General features: G+C 33.9%; 15 protein-coding genes. 13 read left to right on the forward strand and 2 right to left on the reverse strand.

What is annotated here, in order from left to right:
* The first annotated feature begins 214 nt into the window (after positions 1–214).
* The 7 genes from COI44_RS01900 (at position 215) to COI44_RS01935 (ending at position 7,133) form a co-directional block, all read left to right on the forward strand.
* Positions 215–1,327: an SAVED domain-containing protein gene (locus tag COI44_RS01900; protein ID WP_098426402.1), complete on the forward strand. Its 1,113-nt coding sequence runs from the start codon at positions 215–217 to the stop codon at positions 1,325–1,327.
* 13 nt (positions 1,328–1,340) lie between these two features.
* Positions 1,341–2,528: a nucleotidyltransferase domain-containing protein gene (locus COI44_RS01905; protein WP_098426403.1), complete on the forward strand. Its 1,188-nt coding sequence runs from the start codon at positions 1,341–1,343 to the stop codon at positions 2,526–2,528.
* A gap of 21 nt (positions 2,529–2,549) precedes the next feature.
* Positions 2,550–3,194 (forward strand): hypothetical protein, encoded by a 645-nt coding sequence (locus COI44_RS01910; RefSeq protein WP_098426404.1) that lies wholly within the window; start codon positions 2,550–2,552, stop codon positions 3,192–3,194.
* A gap of 537 nt (positions 3,195–3,731) precedes the next feature.
* Positions 3,732–3,995, forward strand: coding sequence for a hypothetical protein (locus tag COI44_RS01920; protein ID WP_098426406.1), 264 nt, complete (start codon positions 3,732–3,734; stop codon positions 3,993–3,995).
* A 480-nt stretch (positions 3,996–4,475) separates the two neighbouring features.
* The gene (locus tag COI44_RS01925; protein ID WP_098426407.1) at positions 4,476–4,724 is read left to right on the forward strand and encodes a hypothetical protein; all 249 of its coding nucleotides are present in this window, start codon (positions 4,476–4,478) and stop codon (positions 4,722–4,724) included.
* A 404-nt stretch (positions 4,725–5,128) separates the two neighbouring features.
* Positions 5,129–6,043 carry a P63C domain-containing protein gene (locus COI44_RS01930; protein ID WP_098426408.1) on the forward strand — a complete coding sequence of 305 codons (915 nt, stop codon included), beginning with the start codon at positions 5,129–5,131 and terminating at the stop codon, positions 6,041–6,043.
* Between the two features lie 259 nt (positions 6,044–6,302).
* The gene (locus COI44_RS01935; protein ID WP_098426409.1) at positions 6,303–7,133 is read left to right on the forward strand and encodes a GIY-YIG nuclease family protein; all 831 of its coding nucleotides are present in this window, start codon (positions 6,303–6,305) and stop codon (positions 7,131–7,133) included.
* Between the two features lie 593 nt (positions 7,134–7,726).
* Here the strand turns inward: COI44_RS01935 and COI44_RS01940 are convergent.
* Positions 7,727–9,025 (reverse strand): hypothetical protein, encoded by a 1,299-nt coding sequence (locus COI44_RS01940; protein WP_098426410.1) that lies wholly within the window; start codon positions 9,023–9,025, stop codon positions 7,727–7,729.
* A 189-nt stretch (positions 9,026–9,214) separates the two neighbouring features.
* On the opposite strand from COI44_RS01940, the gene COI44_RS01945 reads away from it, so the two are divergent.
* Entirely contained in the window at positions 9,215–9,400 is a 186-nt protein-coding gene (locus COI44_RS01945; RefSeq protein WP_098426411.1) for a hypothetical protein, read from the forward strand.
* Positions 9,401–10,754: 1,354 nt separating this feature from the next.
* On the opposite strand, the gene COI44_RS01950 is transcribed toward COI44_RS01945, so the two are convergent.
* Complete coding sequence (locus tag COI44_RS01950; protein ID WP_098426412.1) at positions 10,755–11,855, reverse strand: helix-turn-helix domain-containing protein; 1,101 nt, start codon at positions 11,853–11,855, stop codon at positions 10,755–10,757.
* 531 nt (positions 11,856–12,386) lie between these two features.
* On the opposite strand from COI44_RS01950, the gene COI44_RS01955 reads away from it, so the two are divergent.
* The 5 genes from COI44_RS01955 (at position 12,387) to COI44_RS01975 (ending at position 19,177) form a co-directional block, all read left to right on the forward strand.
* Complete coding sequence (locus COI44_RS01955) at positions 12,387–13,073, forward strand: hypothetical protein (protein ID WP_098426413.1); 687 nt, start codon at positions 12,387–12,389, stop codon at positions 13,071–13,073.
* Positions 13,074–13,089: 16 nt separating this feature from the next.
* The gene (locus tag COI44_RS01960; protein ID WP_098426414.1) at positions 13,090–14,943 is read left to right on the forward strand and encodes a hypothetical protein; all 1,854 of its coding nucleotides are present in this window, start codon (positions 13,090–13,092) and stop codon (positions 14,941–14,943) included.
* Entirely contained in the window at positions 14,930–15,883 is a 954-nt protein-coding gene (locus tag COI44_RS01965) for a type I CRISPR-associated protein Cas7 (protein WP_098426415.1), read from the forward strand. Before COI44_RS01960 ends, COI44_RS01965 begins: the two co-directional genes overlap by 14 nt.
* Position 15,884: 1 nt before the next feature.
* Positions 15,885–16,643 carry a Cas5 family CRISPR-associated protein gene (locus COI44_RS01970; protein WP_098426416.1) on the forward strand — a complete coding sequence of 253 codons (759 nt, stop codon included), beginning with the start codon at positions 15,885–15,887 and terminating at the stop codon, positions 16,641–16,643.
* Positions 16,644–16,765: 122 nt separating this feature from the next.
* The gene (locus COI44_RS01975) at positions 16,766–19,177 is read left to right on the forward strand and encodes a CRISPR-associated endonuclease Cas3'' (protein WP_286163712.1); all 2,412 of its coding nucleotides are present in this window, start codon (positions 16,766–16,768) and stop codon (positions 19,175–19,177) included.
* Positions 19,178–20,884 lie beyond the last annotated feature (1,707 nt).

The following is a 20,884-nucleotide window of genomic DNA, read 5'->3' on the forward strand; positions in this document are numbered from 1 at the left end:
AAATAAGAAGAATTAAATAATCGAATTTTTATTTCTAAAAAATGGTATAATTTAGTAGATATATATTTTATTGAAGAAAGTAAGTGAGACATCTCTTATTACGGTGGACATGCTATCTTCAATATGAAAAAAGAATTAATAATACTAATCATTTTTTGAAATTATCGAATACTGTTTATCAATTAAATTTTTAAGAAAAATGGAGGGGGTAAGCGTGTCAAGAACAAGTATACCTGAAAAAGTGAAAATAAGATTATGGGGTAAGGCCGCTGGAAGGTGTCAGTACGAAGGTTGTAACACGCCTTTATGGTACGATTCAATTACCAAATCTGAATTTAATGCTGCATATATTGCACATATTGTCGCAGATAGTCCTGATGGACCAAGGGGAGATTCGGAACGATCAGTGCTTTTAAGTAAGGATATTGCAAATCTAATGCTATTGTGTGATGTCCATCATAGATTAATAGACCGTGATCAAGTAGAACAGCACCCAGAAGAGCTTCTTTTAAGAATGAAGAAAAAACACGAAGAAAAAATGGAATTGTTAACTTCATTAGTTGATGATAAAGAATCACAAGTCCTTCTTTACGGAGCAAATATTGGTTTAAATGGCTCGAAAATTAGTATGGAAAAAGCAATCTATGCTATGTTACCTGAAAGATATCCAACTGATAAGTTAGGGTTAGAATTAAGCTTTGGAAATAGTAAAATTAGAGATGATGAAGATTTATACTGGATGATTGAGAAAGAAAATTTAAAAAGACAATTTAATGATAAGGTACTGCCTCGCTTGGAAGCCGGTGTAAATCATTTGTCAGTCTTTGCATTAGCCCCGCAACCACTTTTGATAGAACTAGGTAGACTACTATCAGACATACAAGCCACGGAAGTATATCAATTACACCGTGAACCGTCAGATTGGAAGTGGCAAGAAAGTCCAGAAAATTTTGAATATCATATTCTTCATCCAGACAGAAAATTCGAAAAGGTTGCACTAAATATTTCATTAAGTGGAACAATCGATAAGAGTCGAATATTTGACGTAATTGGTAGTGATACATCAATTTGGACACTTACTATAGAAACTCCGTACAACGATTTCTTAAAAAGTAGGGAGCAATTAAAACAATTTAGGGAAATATTCAGGAAACTTATGGACCTTATAAAGGCAGAACACGGTCATCAAAATGAGATTCATTTATTCCCAGCAGCTCCTGCTTCGGTCGCAGTAGAAATTGGAAGAGTTTGGATGCCAAAAGCTGATTTACCATTAAATATATATGATGAGAATAATGGATTTTCACTTGTAATGAAAATTGAATAAGGAAGTGATTTTATTGAAAATAGAAAAGGAAGCTATATTAAAGTCCCTGGTAGAACAATTAGACTTACCTGATTCTGCGTATGAGAAAGCAAAGAAACGCTATGAGGATTTAGGTGAGTGGTTTAATCGAGATGATTCTCTACTTAAGAATAATGAAGTTCATATTTTTCCACAAGGTTCTTTTTTGTTAGGTACAGCATTACGTCCCGTTAATAAAGAGGAAGAGTATGATTTAGATCTTGCATGCAAATTAAGAAGTGGAGTAAATAATTTTACCCATACTCAAAAAGCAATAAAAGAACTTGTAGGAAAAGAACTTGAAGCGTATAGGACTGCTAGAGGGATAAAAGAAAATTTAGCCTCAAAACATCGTTGTTGGCGCCTTGAATATCATGATAGTATCAGTTTCCATTTGGATATTGTTCCTGCAATCCCCGCTGATGATATTCAAAAATCAATGCTTTTCGAAGCAATAAATAAGAATGGCACATCAGAATTTATTGCAGATAAAGCTTCAAATTCGGCAATGTTGATAACTGATGATCGAGATCCGAACTATAATGATATTGTAAGTAATTGGAACATTAGTAATCCGACAGGTTATGGGATATGGTTTACAGATAGGATGAATATTTTTGAGGGTCGTGCTTTATACGAGAAAGCATTAATTTCCGAAATTCCAAATTATGAGAGAAAAACGCCCCTACAAAGATGCATTCAACTTTTAAAAAGACATCGGGATATTATGTTTGGTGATAATGAATCCAAACCAATTTCAATTATTATTACCACGTTAGCTGCAAAAGCATATAGTGGAGAAACAAACATCTATACTGCTTTAAATAATATTTTAGAAAAAATGCCAAGACTGATTTATCCAAGAACTCCACGAGTTCCTAATCCTGTAAATCCTGAAGAAGATTTTGCAGATAGATGGGAAATGCCTGAATACAAACATTTAAAATTAGAACAAAATTTTAATATTTGGCTTCAACAAGCAAAATTGGATTTTAATGTTACAACTTCTATTACGGATCCAATACTCTTGAATGAAAACTTCAATAAAAAATATTCTGTATCTGTTGGTCAAGAGGAACTTAATAAGAATTTAGGGCTAGTAGGGATGAATATAGGATCCTCAAATATAAATAAACCAAAAATGCATAATATTCATGATCCAGCTAGACCTTGGAAAATATAATTTCAGGAGATACGAAATAAAATGAAATTACATGGTGCCATTGAGTTTCTTAAAGATTATCCAGAGATGTCATTTAGTCCATTTAAAGAGGGACAACTAACTTTAAAAGGAACTTTTAGTTTTATTGCAAAATATGATAATGGACCAGTTATAGAAGATAGTTATAAAATAGAAATCATGGTCCCTGAAACATTTCCATTTGATCTACCATTGGTTACTGAATTAGAAAAAAAAATACCTAGGGATCTTAAACACCATATTAATCCAGATGATTCTTTGTGCATAGGATCACCTTTAAGAGTTATTATGAAGCTTTATGATTCTCCAACTTTAAACACATACGCAGAAAGGTGCCTGGTTCCTTATTTATATGCTATATCACACAAGCTAATTTATGGTGGGGCATTTGTTTTCGGTGAGTTAGAACATGGAGTTGATGGGATTTTTTATGATTACTGTGACATTTTTGGTTTAACTAAACCTAAGCAATTAATTGGTGCACTACTCGTCCTTTCTAAGAAAAAAAGAGATGCAAATAAAAATCAATGTCCTTGCAATTGTGGGAATAGACTAGGAATTTGTAAATTTAACATTAAGATTAATAAATTACGAAAAGTAGCTCCAAGATCATTTTATCGAAAACAGTATGAAATACTTACATATTAACATGAAGTGAAATGAACACTTTACTTTATAGTAAAGAAATCGATGTATTTGGCAAAACTTATTTTTAAAGGACTTGTTAAAAAAACAGTTTATGTAGTTGCTAGTTCTCAACCTTCTACGAAGAGAGGATGACCACGCGGGGGCATCCTCTTACTCGTCTTACGGTTAGAGCTGATTTACGTAAGGATCACATTTGAGCACGACCTCATCGGTTCAAGCTAGGCGTCTTCGACTGTTTTAATAGTGATGGCGATTTGATTAGTATATGGGATCCATTGTGGTTCGTGCCCGACACAAGTGACAAAACAACCGGTTGCTGCACCTATGACTGTAGGAATGGCATCGGATAGCCCCGCCATCGTGGCAGGAGTGAGGAACGGTGCGATGACTGCTATAGTAGCGTCTTTGGCGTGTTGCATACAATGATCGAGGGTGCGCTGGATTGGATTCGCAATCTCCTCAGGCACTATTAATTCAAAATTAATTTTTACTTGAATTAATATGAATAATTAAAATTATAATAATGGGAGAATCTTAATGAGTGGATTTAACAAACTTAGGTGGGAGTATTTAAAAGAACTAAAAGAAGCTTTAGATATGGGGATTCCATTGGAATCAATGGACAATACAAATTTAATTAATATGTTTAAACAACAAATTGATAGATATAGAGCTGCTAAAGAATTATGTTCAACAATTGAACGGATAAAAGAAGGATTTGAACAGGATTTTAAGAAATTTGAAAATGAATTATTTTGGGAATTACTTGATAAAAATGCATTTGGGGATCATATTTTATAACCAGATTCTTTTATGCACTTGTCTTAATTCCTAGTTAAAATCCCAATAATATTGATAGTGATGATAAAACTAGAAATATCTTGTTGAGCTATAAAGCCATTGTTAGCAATCTATAACCACAATAATCGGCGTGCTTTACAACAGTGAATGAAAATCTATTCGAAGTTTCTATTCTGGTACAGATTTTGATCAGGTCAACTGTAATCAATTGGCTATTAAGTTAAACCCTACTCATTTAAATAATTGAGCAGGGTTTTCTTAAGTATTGTCATTTATCTATTTTAGAAGAAAGTTATATACATGGTGGTGCGTATCCATGTATTAGGTGCTGTGGATTTAGTGGAAGTAGGCAGTATTATTTAAAATTAATATCATATTTACTACTAAAAGAAACTAATTCATATGGCGTAGAGGTATTTGGCTATACGAGTTGGGGCTGTATTGATATAAAAACTACAACAAGCCAAATGTAGAAACGACTTGGATATTTTATTTGATCATTCAACTATATCCATGATGGATCGACTTGATAAAACACCTTTTCTTGGAAAGAAGATATTGTTGATTGGTTTGGAAGGGAGAATAAACGATTTTAGACAACTACTGGATAAAGGACGAGAGATTGATTTTACACATTTAAGTGGCGATGAGCAAAAGCAATTTATAAAACATGAAATAAAGATGGTTGGTTTGCTACTTTTCCAACGACACAAATCTGTTTACTCTTAATTATCTAAAAACGTTGGTATACAGAAAGTAGGAAACATACTTTGATTTGAAGTTTTATTTAATAAATAATTTTTAGGAGAAAGAAACAACATCCGAAGATTTAGGATTCCAAAAGGGAATTAAATTTCTAAATTTCAGAAAGAAAAATGCATTTTTTAACGAAGGTTATGTAATCAATGAAATACTGATGGATGCAGAGTTTGTACCAACAATTGAAATTAGTGAAGAAGATGTGAGCGGCCAATGAATGGCTTTTTTTTGTGAAAAATAAAATTATTAGATTTTTTAAAAATTTCTATTTATTTATAATCATCTCCATGTTATGATGGTCACATAAAAAAGTAATGTCACATGACATGCGTGATTGTGTTAGTAACTAAGTGACCAAAAGGAGAGGATTTGTAATGGAAATCATAGATAAGACATCAATACCTAAAGAGACTCACCCTGGTACAGTGAATATTGGTGGCTGGGGAATTAAATGTGCTGTATTAGAAAATAAAAAAAGGATCATTACTCAAGGTGGACTTTTTGATGCGTTCGGTAGACCAAGAAAAGGTGAAAAAAGGATCGATGGTCTTCCTTCAATTATCGGTGCCAATAATTTATCAGAATTTGTTTCAGATGAATTAAGAGAACAAGTTCAACCAATTAAGTACGTTACTAAAAGAGGGAGAGTAAGCGAAGGGTATGATGCAGAAGTAATCGCTTCAATTTGTTATCTTTACATAGATGCAGATGATAAAGGTAAGCTCAAAACAAATCAACATCACATTTTGGAGAAGGCCAAAATTTTAATACGTGCTCTTGCAGTAACAGGGATAAATGCTTTAATTGATGAAGCAACTGGCTATCAGAAATTTCGTGACGATAATGAATTAGAAAAAATATTTGAAAAGTATTTAGGAAAAGAATTATCAAAGCTTCAGAAACTTTTTCCTGAAGAATTTTATGAAGAAGCATTTCGTCTTTATGGTTTTGAATATACAGGAAAAACTCAGCGCCCTATGCAAATAGGAAATTTTACTAAGAAGTATGTATATGATTCACTTCCTCTAGGTGTTGTTGAAAAGTTAAAAGATGTAAAACTAAAACATGAATCAAATCGAAGTAGTAATATGTGGAGGTATTTATCAGAAGATTTTGGTGTGCAAGCACTCAAAACCCAACTCGACAGAGTAACTACTACAATGCAACTTTCAGATGACCTAGCCATGTTCAAGAAAAATTATCAAAGAGCATTTGCTAAAGAAATAGCAGCTAGAGCTGAACAAGAAAAAATTAAAGAGTACAAAGACACATTGTTACCGATTGAATAGGAAAGGCAGCCGTCTTGAAAACAGAGCGGTGTACAAATTGAGGTTATTTTGGTGAAATACATAAACTTCGAAACTTAATGTATTTTACAGATAAAGGGCGTAAGAAAACTATCTGGTTAAAAGAACGGGAAAGCTATGCACTTCTTGTCTGTACGACAAAAAAGAAAAATTAAAATTAGGAATTAAAGATTAGTCTTTATTAAGGGCCAATGAATGGCTCTTTTTTGTGAAAAAATGTAGAAATGGTAGGTGTTTTATAATGATATACAGTGTTTATTTTCATATTAACAAAACTAACAATAAAAAATACTGTGGTTTTACGAATGATCCAGTCAGAAGATTTAGAGGTAATGGTATAGAATATAAACCCGACAGGACTGAAAATCAAAATAGACCTTTTTGGAACGCAATTTGTAAGTACAGTTGGGATGAGTTTGAACATGTTATTGTTAAAGAAAATTTAAGTTTTGAAGAAGCTTGCGAATTAGTGAAACATTATATAAAAACCCTTAGGCTGCAAGAAAAAGAATTTGGTTACAACATTGCTGAAGGTGGAAATGGTGGGAGGATCTATCAGGAACACCCTAAAGGAATGAAGGGGAAGTCGCAAACTGAAAATCAAATTAATGCAATGCGCGAATTAAGAAAAAACTTTAATCCAATGGAAGGTATTAGATGGGATGTAGATATGCCACATCCAAGAGGTTTTAAAGGAAGAAAGCAGAGTGAACATCAAAAGCTTGTAGCAAGTCAAACTCATACGGGTAAGATAGTTACAGAAGAAATTAGAAAGAAACTATCTGAAGCTTTACAGGGAAGAGTGTTTTCCGAGGAAACTAGAAAGAAAATGTCGGATTCATTAAAAGGAACCCGAACAGGTGTAGATAATCCTTTTGCTAGAAAAGTAATTGTTCGACAAAATGGAACCAATGTCATTTACAATACAGTAAAAGAGGTAAAGGAAAGTTTGGGCATTTCATCACTTTTATTTTATAAGTTAGTTAAAAGTGGAGAAGAATACGAAGCGAAAGGTAATGCCAAATTCAGATACGCACACCTAAATGGAACTTCTATTAGGTATTTGGATTAATCTTGTGAAATATACCCATTGATTTTCCGCTCTAAACTGCTTAATTTATCCGTATAAATATGGCGACTGAAGACAAGTTAGCTGCCCCAGCTATTTGTTCACATTTAAAGCTAACTGGATCCCTGATCAAAACGGTAATTTGTGCGTGATTTAAAATAGAAATTGCAGATTGGCGAATCGTTAGGCTCATCAACTCGGTTGTTTTTCAATTTCTGGACACAATCAGACAGACGTTGTGTCAGTATATAAGCGTGTGTGATTAGCTCATATTACGTGACTTATTAAGGCGGCCGGTCCAACGTATTATACGAAAAAATGATTTTTCTACAAAAATCCTGGTCGATATATAACGATCAGGATTTTCGATTTGTGTCTATTTTTAACTGCAGCTCATTTTGGCGTTAACGATTATTAATTTATTTGAAGGTTTTTACCAATATCGGTAGAATTCTTGACGGGAATTTACCTTCAGCCACTCGCTTTTTAACCTTTTCTAGTTCCTCCATGCGCGGTTTACATCGAAAATCCGAATTTCGTTCTATCTTAAATGCTTGAAGAACTTTAAGTATAAAAATAGCATTGATAAAACAATGCTATTTTTTATTAGTAAATGAACTTAACAATTCTATTAACTTTGAGATATCTACACTACTTGTAAATTCTTGGTTAGCTTGGTTTGACGCATTATTTTGAACTGGTTCATCATTTTTATTGCCAAAAAATTGTTCTGCCATTTTAGCCAGAATGTCTTTTCGTTGATCATCATCTAATTCAACAAGATAAGGACTTAATGTCGTGAGCTCCAGTTCCATTCTTCTATATCTTCTCTCGGCATCTAAATGAACTTTAGCTTGCCTTGAAGCATATCCAGCAACTGTTGCTAATGTTGCTGCAATTGAAATTCTTTTTACAATTGCAGTCCAAATTGACAAATCTCCAATTGGAACAAAGAAACTATAGATAGATGCTCCCACTAGTAAAATCATCGCTATCATGGTTACCCATCGCCAAAATTTTAGTGATGACTTTTCTTGATCAGCTACTTGTTTATAGCCACCAGCCATACTAGTATTTGAAATAATATTTAGTAATTTTGCTGCTTTAATTTTATATTCCTCAAGAAGTTGAAGAGATACTTCTCCTTGATTATGATAATTTTCCTGTAAATCATTTCCTTTTTTATTTAAAGATATTAAAAAACTTTGTAATTTCGTATCAGTGGTTTCAAGTAAATCTTGAAAATTTGCATTCCAATCCTTTTCAGTTAGTTCAAAGCTACTTTTTCTTTGATCTTCTGATTGAGTAAACTTATTTCTTCTAGAATCTTCAGCGCTAGAAAATTGCTGTTGAAAATCAGAAATTGCAGTATCTAATCGAGCTTTTTGATTTTCTACTGTTACAGCTACTTCACTAAAACCTTGTTCCAATTCAGATTTTGCTGCCTCTAATTTATTATATTCATCCTCCATATGTCGTAAATGCTGAGCAGCTGAACGACGAAAAGAAATTACAGAGTCTTTGATTCCATCAACATCTTGAGGGAAAATAGTTGTAGTAACGCTTGTCATACTGGTTATGTAGCTGTCTAAATGATTATTTGCTGTATGCAAATGTGTTATATTATGTTCATTTCTGAAATAATTCAGATATGTAAAAATATTATTTAAGCAATTAGTATCGAGAGTGTCTAAATACCCTATGTAAACAAGATTCGGATCGCAATTACCTAGTATTCCTTTCAAGTGAAACAATACTTGTTTGATTCTTTCTAGTTCAATAATAATATTTGAATCATTTTCTTTTTTTTCTAACAAACTTTCCACTAAATTAATATTAGTTTGAAGGCTATTATGAAGAGTGTGATTTTCAAATCGATCAATAAACCTTGTCATTTTCTTCCCCCTTTTGCTTTACAAATAAATATTATACTACTAATTATTTATTCTTTCATTTGGAAATTTTCATTTTCATCATAGTGCACCACTAAAATGGATCAATGTCATACTGTAGTACTAAAAGGGTCTAATGTAGTGATAAATAAATAGACATGTTCTCCTTATTTTCTAGTAAAGGTGAATAAATTGAACAATGAATCGTCAAACCAACATCAGGTGCAAGAAAAACCATTCAATATCAAATTGTTCACAAAAGACCAAATTTTTGCATTAACAGACGAGCAAATCCAGCAGTTAAAATTTAGTGAACTGATTTGGACCAAGAAACCTCCCCCTGAAGAATTCGATGTTTATTTGGGAGCAGAAATTTGAAAAGCTTAAATAAGCGATTAAACAATCAGGCGAATGAGTTAGAACAACAATGGAGCAATTAAAAAATTCGAGATTCCTAAGCTGAACCTATCCATATCAAAGGAATCGATCCAACTCTTTCAATCACTACAAACATCCTTTGACCAATTAGCAAAAGCGATTTCGTCTGTGATTCCTCCGGCTGAAGAATGGAAAGAAAAAGCCAAAAGAGCAGTTGATTCCGAGTTTGATTTATTTCAGATTGAAAAAGAGTTGATGGAACAAATTCAATTGCATTATCGGATGCGAGGTAATAAAGAATGAGATCAAGATGGAATTGAAATACTATCAGAAATGATAGGTTACAATAAAGCTCTTTCATTTATTTCAAAAGTAATTAGTTTAACTGAAGCTGAGATTATATTACTAATCCAAAAATAAGATTGATGATTTAATAAATTTAAATTAGGGGAATCTGATATCTGCACGATTGACATATAGGGTGTTGATGATGACGTATGCTACGAATATGTAAATGAGGACTTTTGTTCAATATGATATTCACATTCATTAGCTGAACAACAAGATCGTCTGTATAGTCGAATTTTTTTAAAGAGAATTTCCTATTCGAGTAATTTTAATTTTAGTCCATCCAGGAAGACACTCAAATTGTTTTTTTACTAATCATATTAAATCAGAGTCACATTTTTCGTTAATCTAACAAAGATATTGATCATTTTAATACTATTCCCAGCATAACCAAATCCTCATCTATTGGTACTTCTTCTATTGTTTTAAGTAATTCCTCAGGTTGCTTATTTCCTTGTGAAATAAACTTAATTTTTTTCTCTTCTTACAACAAATTGATTTTTGAAGGAATCATGTTTAGCACCATTATATCGATCATCAATGTATATCCAGACGGCATGAGTCTACCATGGAAATAACGATTTAAACTTCCATTCAAGGTTATAAATCTTAGATTAATGGGTGTCTAACGCAAGTGATTGTGTGTCTGTACTTAAAGTACAAATGAAAGAAATGAATCTGTGATAATTTTCTCAGGTTTTAATAATTGCTAGATTATTGTATAGAAGGTGGACATATACTGAACCATAACGAATAACAAGGGGGAACCAATGGTAAAAGTGTAAAAAGGTACATCACTTCAAATTAGACCAAATATAATTAAAACGTAATGAATAACAATAGCATTTGACGATAATACTGAATTTATTGTAATGGTTGCTAGAGTCAAATAATGCAAAAAAGCCTTCTTGAAATTATAAGAAGGCTTTTTTATTGGGACATCAAATAACAAAAAAACCGACTTCTGTATTTGAATTCTACTTTGAAAAAGTCTACTCAAATCATTTTAAATTTTTGTTATTAAAGTAAAGACAGATTCATACTTAGGAGTATATATTGAGCTTTCATAAAGTAAATTGTTTGTATCCGAGTTCTTTAACCATGTATTTGAAGGAACTAGACCTTCACTTAGCACTTGTTCATTACTATTTAATGTTAATAGTTCAAAAGCTTTACTGTTCTGATTCACTTCTTGATTTACTTCAATCATTATGTTTCCAGAAAGCACTTTATTAACTTTAAATTTACTTGAACTTACAACTGCAAATCGATTCTTATCATATTCTACTAGTCGATTACATAGCACATTTAAAGATACTTTATATTTATTTTTAGCTAATTCATCTAACTTTTTTAAGCTGATATTTCCTGAAGAAAATTTTGATAAGTCTTTTTCTAATATTTCAGGTGGCGCAATTAAACTAGTTGCAAAGGCCATTGCTTCCATTTCTTCAACCTCTTCTGTTGAAAGAGTAGATTTCCCATCTTTTCGATAATAATAGGTTGGTTGAGTATGCCAAGGAATTAAATAGTGACCAATTAAATTAGCTATAGTTAATTTTATCCTTGTCAAGTTATCTTGTATATCTTTTTGATTAAGTTCAAGTATAATTGTATTACTATTCTTTAATAAAAGTCCTTCAGCTTTACCTTCTAAGTTACCCCATATAATAGATAAGTTTAGTTTTTTAGCAAGATCATAAATATCTACAGGGAATTGTTTATCTAAAATTACATTAAACACATGTTGTGCATATTGTTTTGGTTCCGCTGCAAAAATACCTAAAGTATTTTGATAACCTAAAGTCAAAAAAACATAATCTAGTATCTGATGTCTTTTTTCATGATTTAAACTAATAAATACTTTTTGAAGAACTTTACTCATTGGCTCATTGATTTGTTCTTCCGGTCCATTACCTGACACTAAGTAGTCAACAGTAACGTGTAAAGCATGGGAGAGTTTGACTAATGCATCATATGAAGGATTTCTAAGACCGGATTCATACTGACTAATAGCAGGTGCTCGTAATCCAGCCCTTTTAGCTAATTCGGTTTGATTTAGATTTAACTCCTTCCTCTTTTTAATAATTCTCTCCATTATTGACATTTGAATTATCCTCTCTTTTATAAAACTGTTATTTTTAAAATAACATATGTAATTTTGTATTGACAAGAAATATAACGATTGTTATTCTGAATATAACGAGTGTTATTTTATTTGTAGTCAGTGTTATTTTTTATATCGTTATATTCTTAATTAAGAACAAAAACCAATTATATTTTGTAATGTTTTAGTGGTATGAATTTTTAGGCAAATTCGATAAGTGTAAAAAATTAGTATAATACCTAATTATTTAAGATCGATAAGAATGGAGAAAAAAATGGTATGTCAACCGAATGATGATGGGTACCAGCTTAGTCCAGTAACATTTGAAGTAATATATCAAAAAAATTAAAGAAAAAAATTCCGAAAATTAGCATGATCAGTAACGAAAGCACTTGTCCGGTCTTGTTTAGCAAGTCGAATTTTTGGTGAAACAAAACGTGTATAAAACTTACAGTAAAGACGAAAAGGTCTTATCATGGATGGCGGTAATAGACTTACCGTTAAGATTTGAAGAATGGAGGAGAACTGAACATGTTTCGACTATTTGTATCCGTTTCACCAAAGAGACCGATTACGCGAAAAGAATCGTATGAAGTAACAGCGATTTTAATTCGAAAGTTTATCGATCTTCATAATGGTGACATGAAAAAAGCGCACTACCAAAAAACATTTTCGCATTACAGTTTTAGTAACTTGTATCCGATGGAAGGTAATTACGTTTACCAACAAGATCGGGCATACACATTTGAAATTCGCACCTTAAAACGAGAACTCTTGGACTTGCGTTCGTATGTTGGTTTAGAAACAGAAGATGTAGTGGTGACAAGCGTGAGTGCATCAAAAATACTCTATGGTTCAAAAGGGATGTTACAAAGTGAAACTCCCGTTTATGTCGCGAAAGAAAAACGAAAGAAAAAGTCAATCGAAGAATACATACGTGAAAATATTTTGTATCGATACGTCAAAAGCGGATGTAACTCTTGCGATGATCTAGATTGGCTTCGCGAGCACGTCATCAAAGAAATTCGGGTAAACGAAGATACAATCACCGTACCATTTAAAACAAAACGTTTGAAAAATGGTGAAGCCTATCGGTACCACTGCACGAACATGACAATTGTATTCCAACATAATGACGTAGCAAAAGAAGTGGAAAAAATCGTGTACATATCTGGGCTAGGGCAGAACACGAGTAATGGGTTTGGTTTTATGAAATAGAGGAGGAGGGGATGGAATGTTCCTTAAGGGAATGGAGCTGCAAAAAGAAATTCCGTCTACAATAAATGGGCTCATCGGCTACATTGATAATTTTATGAAGGAAGACGAAAAGAAAGAGGAATTTTATAAGCGAAAATTTACAACAAAAGGTTCGACCGAATTACGAGTGCTCGAGTTTATAAATTTGGAACCGATTACATTTCGGTTGATCACTTATAAATGGGATGAACTATCCATCACATTACGAGTGAATAACGATCTCTTTCACCCTTTGTTTTTCGGAATGGGCATTTCCAATGGACAGTATCGTAAGTTGGTTGGTCCAGCGACTGGTCATTTATACAAAAATTTGAATTCAGGCTCCTATTCTGATTACTACATTACGCGTAAATATACTAATAAAACGGGACCTAAAGATTTTCAAGATTTAGTCATAAACGGTTCAAGACCACTTGAAGTAAACAGTGAGATCCAGAATGAGTCATTAAAGTTCCAAATTCTAATGGAGTTCTATCAAGTGGTATGTCAGGATTTGTCAGATGCGTTAGGCAATGAGCCGAGTGAATTAGGATATGAATATTTCATTAATTTTAATAGTTTGTTATCGCTTAGTTTGAAAGATAACGAAATAGAAGCATTTTTAACGAAACTGTTTCACGAGACTGGTCTATCCATTCCGTTTAATTGGGAAGAAATTAAACAAAAGAAAACACTGAACGCTTTGGTCTACGCGGTGGAGAATGCTTTGTTTTTATGGGAAAAAGTCTTCAAACGACAAATACCAGAAACACCAAATTATTCGATTAACAAATTATTGACCGAAAGAGTTGAATTGAATTTTGAAGTGCCGACACCAGAAAAACCATTGTTAAAAAATGCAAGATCACACTCGACGTCGAGTCAAGATGAATTTCCAACCGCAACATTTCTAGAGATGTTTTTAAATCGCACATTAGTGGCGATTGTAAATAAACAAGGTGATACCGATGAAAGTGGCTATCGTTTTTTAATCAAAGATGAAGTGGTTGAAATCGAAAGCCTAACAAAAGAAATGCAAATCGTTTGTGACAAAAATGGAAATTTTTCAATGCGAGAAATAGCAATCATCGACATTCGGGAAGAGAAGAAGATGAACCAACGGATGCTCGTCAATTATGAAGGGTACTACCCGAAGGATCCTTATACTGGGAGATCTGACGAAATAACTGCTCTGTTTAGTAATAAGTTAAATCGAGTGCTGGACGCCTTTTGCATACGGCAACCAGATGAACGTTCAAGTATTCTTGAATACTATAAAAAGCGTTTGTATAAAAAAGCCGGGAAGAGATTGGAAGACGGCGTTTATCGCAATTTATCGCAACGAATCGCTGCTTATGCGGTCGAAAAGAAAGAGATTCCTCCGGTCAAACTTTTGCTTGATTTGTTATTTGTGCAAGATACATTGTTAGGCACTCTACACTACAATCGAAAGGTCGTGAACGTATTGAATCAATCAGAAATGTTGAAAGAAAATTTGAATGAACCGATGACACCAGAAGAAACGCTTTATTATTTAGGGAAAATTGGAGGGATCGCTGCACGTTCGTCTCGAAACAAAGAAAGTTTGGTGAAGAAGTTGCTTCGTCAATCGACAGTTGATGGCATCTTAGCAGTCATCAATCACCGAATTGAAAGTGGATACGACGATATTGAACAGGCAAATGTGGTTGGATTACTTAGTTTTTTAATGGATAAGCAAAGAGAAAATCTTGCTATTCGTGGACAATCAAAATTAACGAATTTTGAAAAGTATAGTTACATTGCTGGCGTGTTGAAAGAAGTGCGTACACCAAAAAAAGAAGCGGAGGAAATGAAAAATGATGCAAAATAAAGTGTTTGGTTTAGCAGTTGTGGTTGCAAAAAATAGTTCGTGGAACAGTGATTTTGATCATTCGCCAAAACAATATGAAAACACCTTTTTTGCGAGTGATCGTGCACTAAAATATGCAGTACGAACAGTCTTTGAACAAAACGGAAAACCAGTCTTAATCAAAAAATGGGTGAAAAATATTATCGGTGGTAAAAAAGTGGAAGATAACAGCTCATTTGAAGTCATGAATGCGAAAGAATTAAAAGGCTGGATGGAAAAAGAAATGGGCGGGCGTTTTCATGAAATCTTCTGGACTTTCGAAGATGTGCGTCACTTTGGGATGGTATATGACAATTTAAATTTACATGGTGTTTGCCAAATTTCACAAGGGATTGATGTGTACGGCCAAGGAACTGTATATAACGATGATGGTACTGGTCGCATGGTGTTTGAATCAAAAGCGAAGGCGGATAAAGAAACAAGAGGGATGTATTCACGTGAATATGTGACAGAAGCCCATTATGCATATGATTTTTCGGTGAATCCACTAAATGTTCAGTTTTTACAAACGATTAAAGGGTATGAAGAATGTGTCTACACTGAGAAAGATTACGAGGCATTTTTAGAAGGAATCGCAGTTGGACCTTCAACCGTTGCATCCACACAAAAATTAAATTGCGCAACTGACTTTTTAGTCACGGTTGAAATGGTGGATGGTGAAAAAACATTACTATCCGACTTAAAGTCAAAAGTAGCGTTAAAACCAGAAAAAGTAGAAAACAAAGTGGTGTACGATGTATCGGAATTGATCAACTATTTGGAGACAAAAGAAGCGTTAGCAGGTCGTTCGATTTACAAGCAAATAACGATTTCGTACGATGCTTTTGGGATCATTTTACAAGGAGCGCAGTCGGATGTGTTAACTTCGATTGTAGTGAACGAAGCAGTTCAGGTGCTGTAAGATGGATGCAATGAAGGGTTTCTCATTTGAATTAAGTGGTGATTTCGCGTTTTTTCAATGGGAAAAGACAAAGGGTGATAATCGATTCACGAATTTATTCGTATCAAAAACCGATATACTCGGTATTTTAGGAGCGACAATTGGTTTGAGTGGGTATGTAGTAGAAGGGATGCGAGCAAAACTCGGAGCCGAAAAACAACCTACTTTTTATGAAGAGTTGGGTGGGTTAAAGATCGCGTTAGTACCACTTGTAAAACCAAGCTTTTTCGAAGATCATCTGATCCACCGTCATATGATGACTGTAAATGCAAAAGGTGCATTACAAGCCGTAATTACAGGTTTGGTTCGTCCAAGATACCGAATCCATGTTGAGCAAGGAAGTGTGTCGGATGACGTTTTTGCCAAACTGTCGATGTATATCAAAAACGGTTGGAGTGAGTATATCCCTTATCTTGGGAAAAATCAGTTTCCCGCAACCATCGAAAAATACACTGCGGAAACACTTGTGAAAATTGAAGAAGAAGAGAAGATTGTTTCATCTCTTTTCTTATATGAATTGTTACAAGAAGAACCTGATGTCGATCTCATTGATCTCCATGAGGAAGATGATGCGCATTATTATATCGAATCGTTAAAATTTTATGAACCGATTGGAACAGCATCCATCAAAAACAAGTCGATGGTGTGGAGCTCATTTCCTGTCCGATTAACGGAATCTATCTATCAAACAACAACGGGTGATGTAGTAGTTTACTCGTAAGAAAGGAGAATGAGGTGGAATGTTCTTATTGGAATAAACTTGCAAAGCCAGACCAAACGATTCGGGAGCATACAGATCGTTTGCATAGCATGCGTTCGTTCGTTATTGAGAACGAACGCATCATGTGTGTGATCGACCGATTCGTCGACTGTTTGCCGGATCAGTTTTTTCAATTAACGACGATTGAGGAACGAAAGCAGGAAGTCCTGGCATTCATCTGGGGAATGATTGAATATCATGACGCGGGGAAATGCAACCCAGCTTTTCAAGAGTACCTAAAGACAAAGAAAAATAATGGAGACACGCGTCACAGCGTGTTTTCATTTTACATTTGGTGTCTGGAAAAAGGGAAAGAGAAACCGATGCTGCAGGCGATCTGTTCGTATGGCATTATCGGTGGGCACCATGGGGAACTAAAAAACTTTCTTCTTAAATTTAGCGGTTCAAACGGAATTGAAAAAAACGTATTAAAAGAAATACAAAGTATGGAAGTTGAATGGAAATTGATTTCAAAAGACGAACGGAAACGAATCGTTCGCCAGTTGACAAAGTTACTGAAATGGGAGAAAGAAACATCAAATGGTAACTTGCTAACGTTTTGCAAATTTGTATACAGCGTACTGGTTTTTTGCGACAGCATAGCATCTAGTCGTACGGAAACAACGCAGTTTGAGAAAATCGCAAACGAATTGTTGTTTCAAGACATTCGAACATCCGACTTTTCTGGGAAATTGTTGACGAATGACGTGATTCAAAAAACGAATGCGTCGGAACTTACGCATAAAAGTGCTTTTTCAACCGTAAAGACGATGGATGATGTTCGCATAATAAACAATAAAAAAGTGGTGCAAGCTTATGAACTAGGTACGTTAATTTATTTAATCGAATCACCAGTAGGTGTCGGGAAAACGATGAGCTCACTATCTCTTGCTCAAAAAATTTGCGAATCGTCGAAAAAGCGAAAAATTGTGAATGTGTTTCCGTTGAACTCTGTGCAAAGTCAATTTGTACATACGTTATTAGAAGAAGTGAAGGTTGGTAAACAATACGTCAATGTGATCAATTCAGAAATTCTTTTCACACCTGATTTAGGTCTTTCACAATTCGAAAGGCATGATGCATGGTTACAACATCGAAATTGTTTGTCTGAACCAATCATTATCACTAGCCATGTACGATTTTTCGAAACACTCACAGGGATGACACGAAGTGGTTCATTAGGGATATTAAGTTTAATCGATGCCGTGGTAATTATAGACGAGTTTCAAAACTATCCTTCTCATTATTGGTTAACCATCTGGGGTGAGTTGATCCGCTTTTCTGAACTATTTGGGACAGTTTTCATTTTCACGTCGGGTACCTTACCGATTGAACACAACCAGTTAGAGAAATTATATGGACAACAAATCAAACGCATCTTCACGGAAGAAGAGCAAGAAGAGTTGTTTCAACATCCTGTAGTCAAAAGAAGGGTAGAATTTACGTATTCACCGGTTCCAGCATTGGTAACCGAAGAAATCTACGAGTATAAACCAGACGAATTAACCCGTTTAGCAGATGATTTGAGTAGCTTTATCGATGCAAATCACACGTTCAATCAGTGCAATCAATTTTTGATTTGTTCGAATTATGTTGAGCATACACGGTTGTTGTACGATAAATTGGTAGAGCTTTATGAACCAAAAGGGTTTAAAATATTCTATTTATGCGGTCGATTTAATGCGGAGTATAAAAAAAATCTTCGAAAACAAGTCAAAGCAATCAATGAGAATCGTTCGATAAAACTGATTCTAGTGACCACCAAAACAGTGGAATGTGGGATGGATTTTGATTTCCATGCAGCTGCAAAAGAGTTTGATCGATTTGACGCTGTTGAACAACTTGGTGGCCGTGTCAATCGGCATGGGAAGCAAACCGATCCAGCACCGGTCTTTTTGTACCGAATAAAGCGTTGGTTAAACGAAGACGAAAAATATTTTGAACTCCAACCAGACACCCTTTCGTTAGTGAATGAGAAACAATTTGTCACTTTAACAAGACGATTGTTCGAAAAGAATAAGATTGAATACGATCTGGAATCGGAACAGATGGTGGAGGAGTGTCATCTTCCGTTAACCTTTGGGACGTATCGAGAAAAAATGACGATTATTCCAGAAAATGACTATATGCTTTCGTTTTATCTCGTTCTTGAACATCAAATAGATGATTTTGAAAGGTTGATTCGTTCGGTTGATGTTGCAGGAGATTATGCAACTACTGTATTCAATCAAATGGCGTTAAGAGAAAAACTCGAACCATATAAAATGACGGTTCGAAAAAAATGGTTTGATATAGTATCTTCGGGTTATTTGGTGGAGCATAGAGGCGGAAAGGATGACTTTTTATGCTATTACACACCAACAGATGAAGAAGGTTTTTTTGCGGAATGTGCAGAGCGGTTTCGTTCGTTTGATCAAGAACAAAAACTGATTGAATCGTATCTTGAACGAACGTCTTTTCTAAAAAGTGAGCGAGAAACGTATGTTGTCTATTAAATAAGAGCTTAAAAAATATTTCTGTTTAATGATTGGTTTTCCAACAAAAAAGAAACGGTCTTATAGTAAAGATGAAAATAATATTTAGACAGCGCGTAAAGTGTTTTGGCTAGGTAGTAATATCTTATAGTAAATATGAAAATTGTTTGGTTTGAAAGTCTGTGAAAATCTCTTCTGTAGCAAAGTATCTTATAGTAAAGATGAAAATGAAACTAGAGCAATCGGTAGAGCATTACGATTCGTAGTAAAGCATCTTAAAGTAAAGATGAAAACATGGTTTCCGATATTGGGCAAGACCAAGCCTTTGTAGTAAAGCATCTTATAGAAAAGATGAAAATATCCAATTCACATCGGTGGTGTTAGTATTCGTTTTAGTAAAAAACATCTTATAGTAAAGATGAAAATCAGTGTGAGCGAATTATTTACGAAGTGGAAAATCGTAATAAAGCATCTTATAGTAAAGATGAAAATTTTCAAGAAGCGTGCATCCATTTAGCAAACATACAGTAACAAAGCATCTTAAAGTAAAGATGAAAATGTAAAATTCGTAACCAAATGAAGTTCGCAATTCGTAACAAAGCATCTTATAGTAAAGATGAAAATTTTCCATACGGCTTTTTATCCATATCAAAATAGGTAACAAAGGTTCTTAAAGTAAAGATGAAAATGATACTGAGGCGTTAATATGAATTGAACAAATAGTAGCAAGGCATCTTATAGTAAAGATGAAAATTTGCAGACTTATGAAGATATTTGAGGGGACTTGAAAAGAAGCATCTTATAGTAAAGATGAAAATCCGAGTGAAGAGGAAGCGGATCAATTGTTTGAGGTAACAATGCATATCTTATAGTAAAGGTGAAAATTCACTAGGTTCGATTATGGTAGAGGTTGGTGCTGAGTAGCAAAACATCTTATAGTAAAGATGAAAATGGAATTATTTTATTCCATTCTCGTTCTGTAATTTAAAAAAACACCTTATAGTAAAGATGAAAATCCGAAAGTGGTTGGTGCTGCTCCGAGTGGATCCAGTAGCGAAGCATCTTAAAATTAAGATGAAAATTAGTCCTTGTTTTCTAAGTTAGTCGTAGGTGGAGCAGTAAAGCATCTTATAGTAATGATGAAAATAAGAAAAATGCTCGTCTATCTAGTCGTTCCTCCAGTAGAAAAGCATCTTAAAGTAAAGATGAAAATTCTCCTTGAAGGAGTTCCAATTAATTAGCAAGAATCTTATAGTAAAGATGAAAATGTAGGTATTACACGTGTAGGTGGAATGGCTGTAGTAGCAAAACAACTTATAGTAAAGATGAAAATTATGTTGTGATTGAAAATTTGTTTTTAAGCGAAGTAACTACGCATCTTATAGTAAAGATGAAAATGTTCAAGTTACTGAGAGACAAATCATCGCTGGTAAGTGTAGCGAAGTATCTTATAGTAAAGATGAAAATTCCGTTGGGATGGCACAGGGTTCAATCTGGATCCTGTAACGAAACATCTTATAGTAAAGATGAAAATACATCCCATTGTGATGAAGTTTTGATATATGTAGCAAAGAATCTTATAGTAAAGATGAAAAAGATGTTTCACAGTTTTCAAGTGCAGATGTTTTGTTGTAACAAAGTATCTTATCGTAAAGATGAAAATCAGGCGACGGCGACGGCAACGGTAATGAATGAATACTTAGATAACAAAGCATCTTAAAGTAAAGA

Source organism: Bacillus sp. AFS088145, from assembly GCF_002564465.1.
In the GTDB taxonomy this organism is placed as follows: Bacteria; Bacillota; Bacilli; order Bacillales; family Bacillaceae_G; genus Gottfriedia.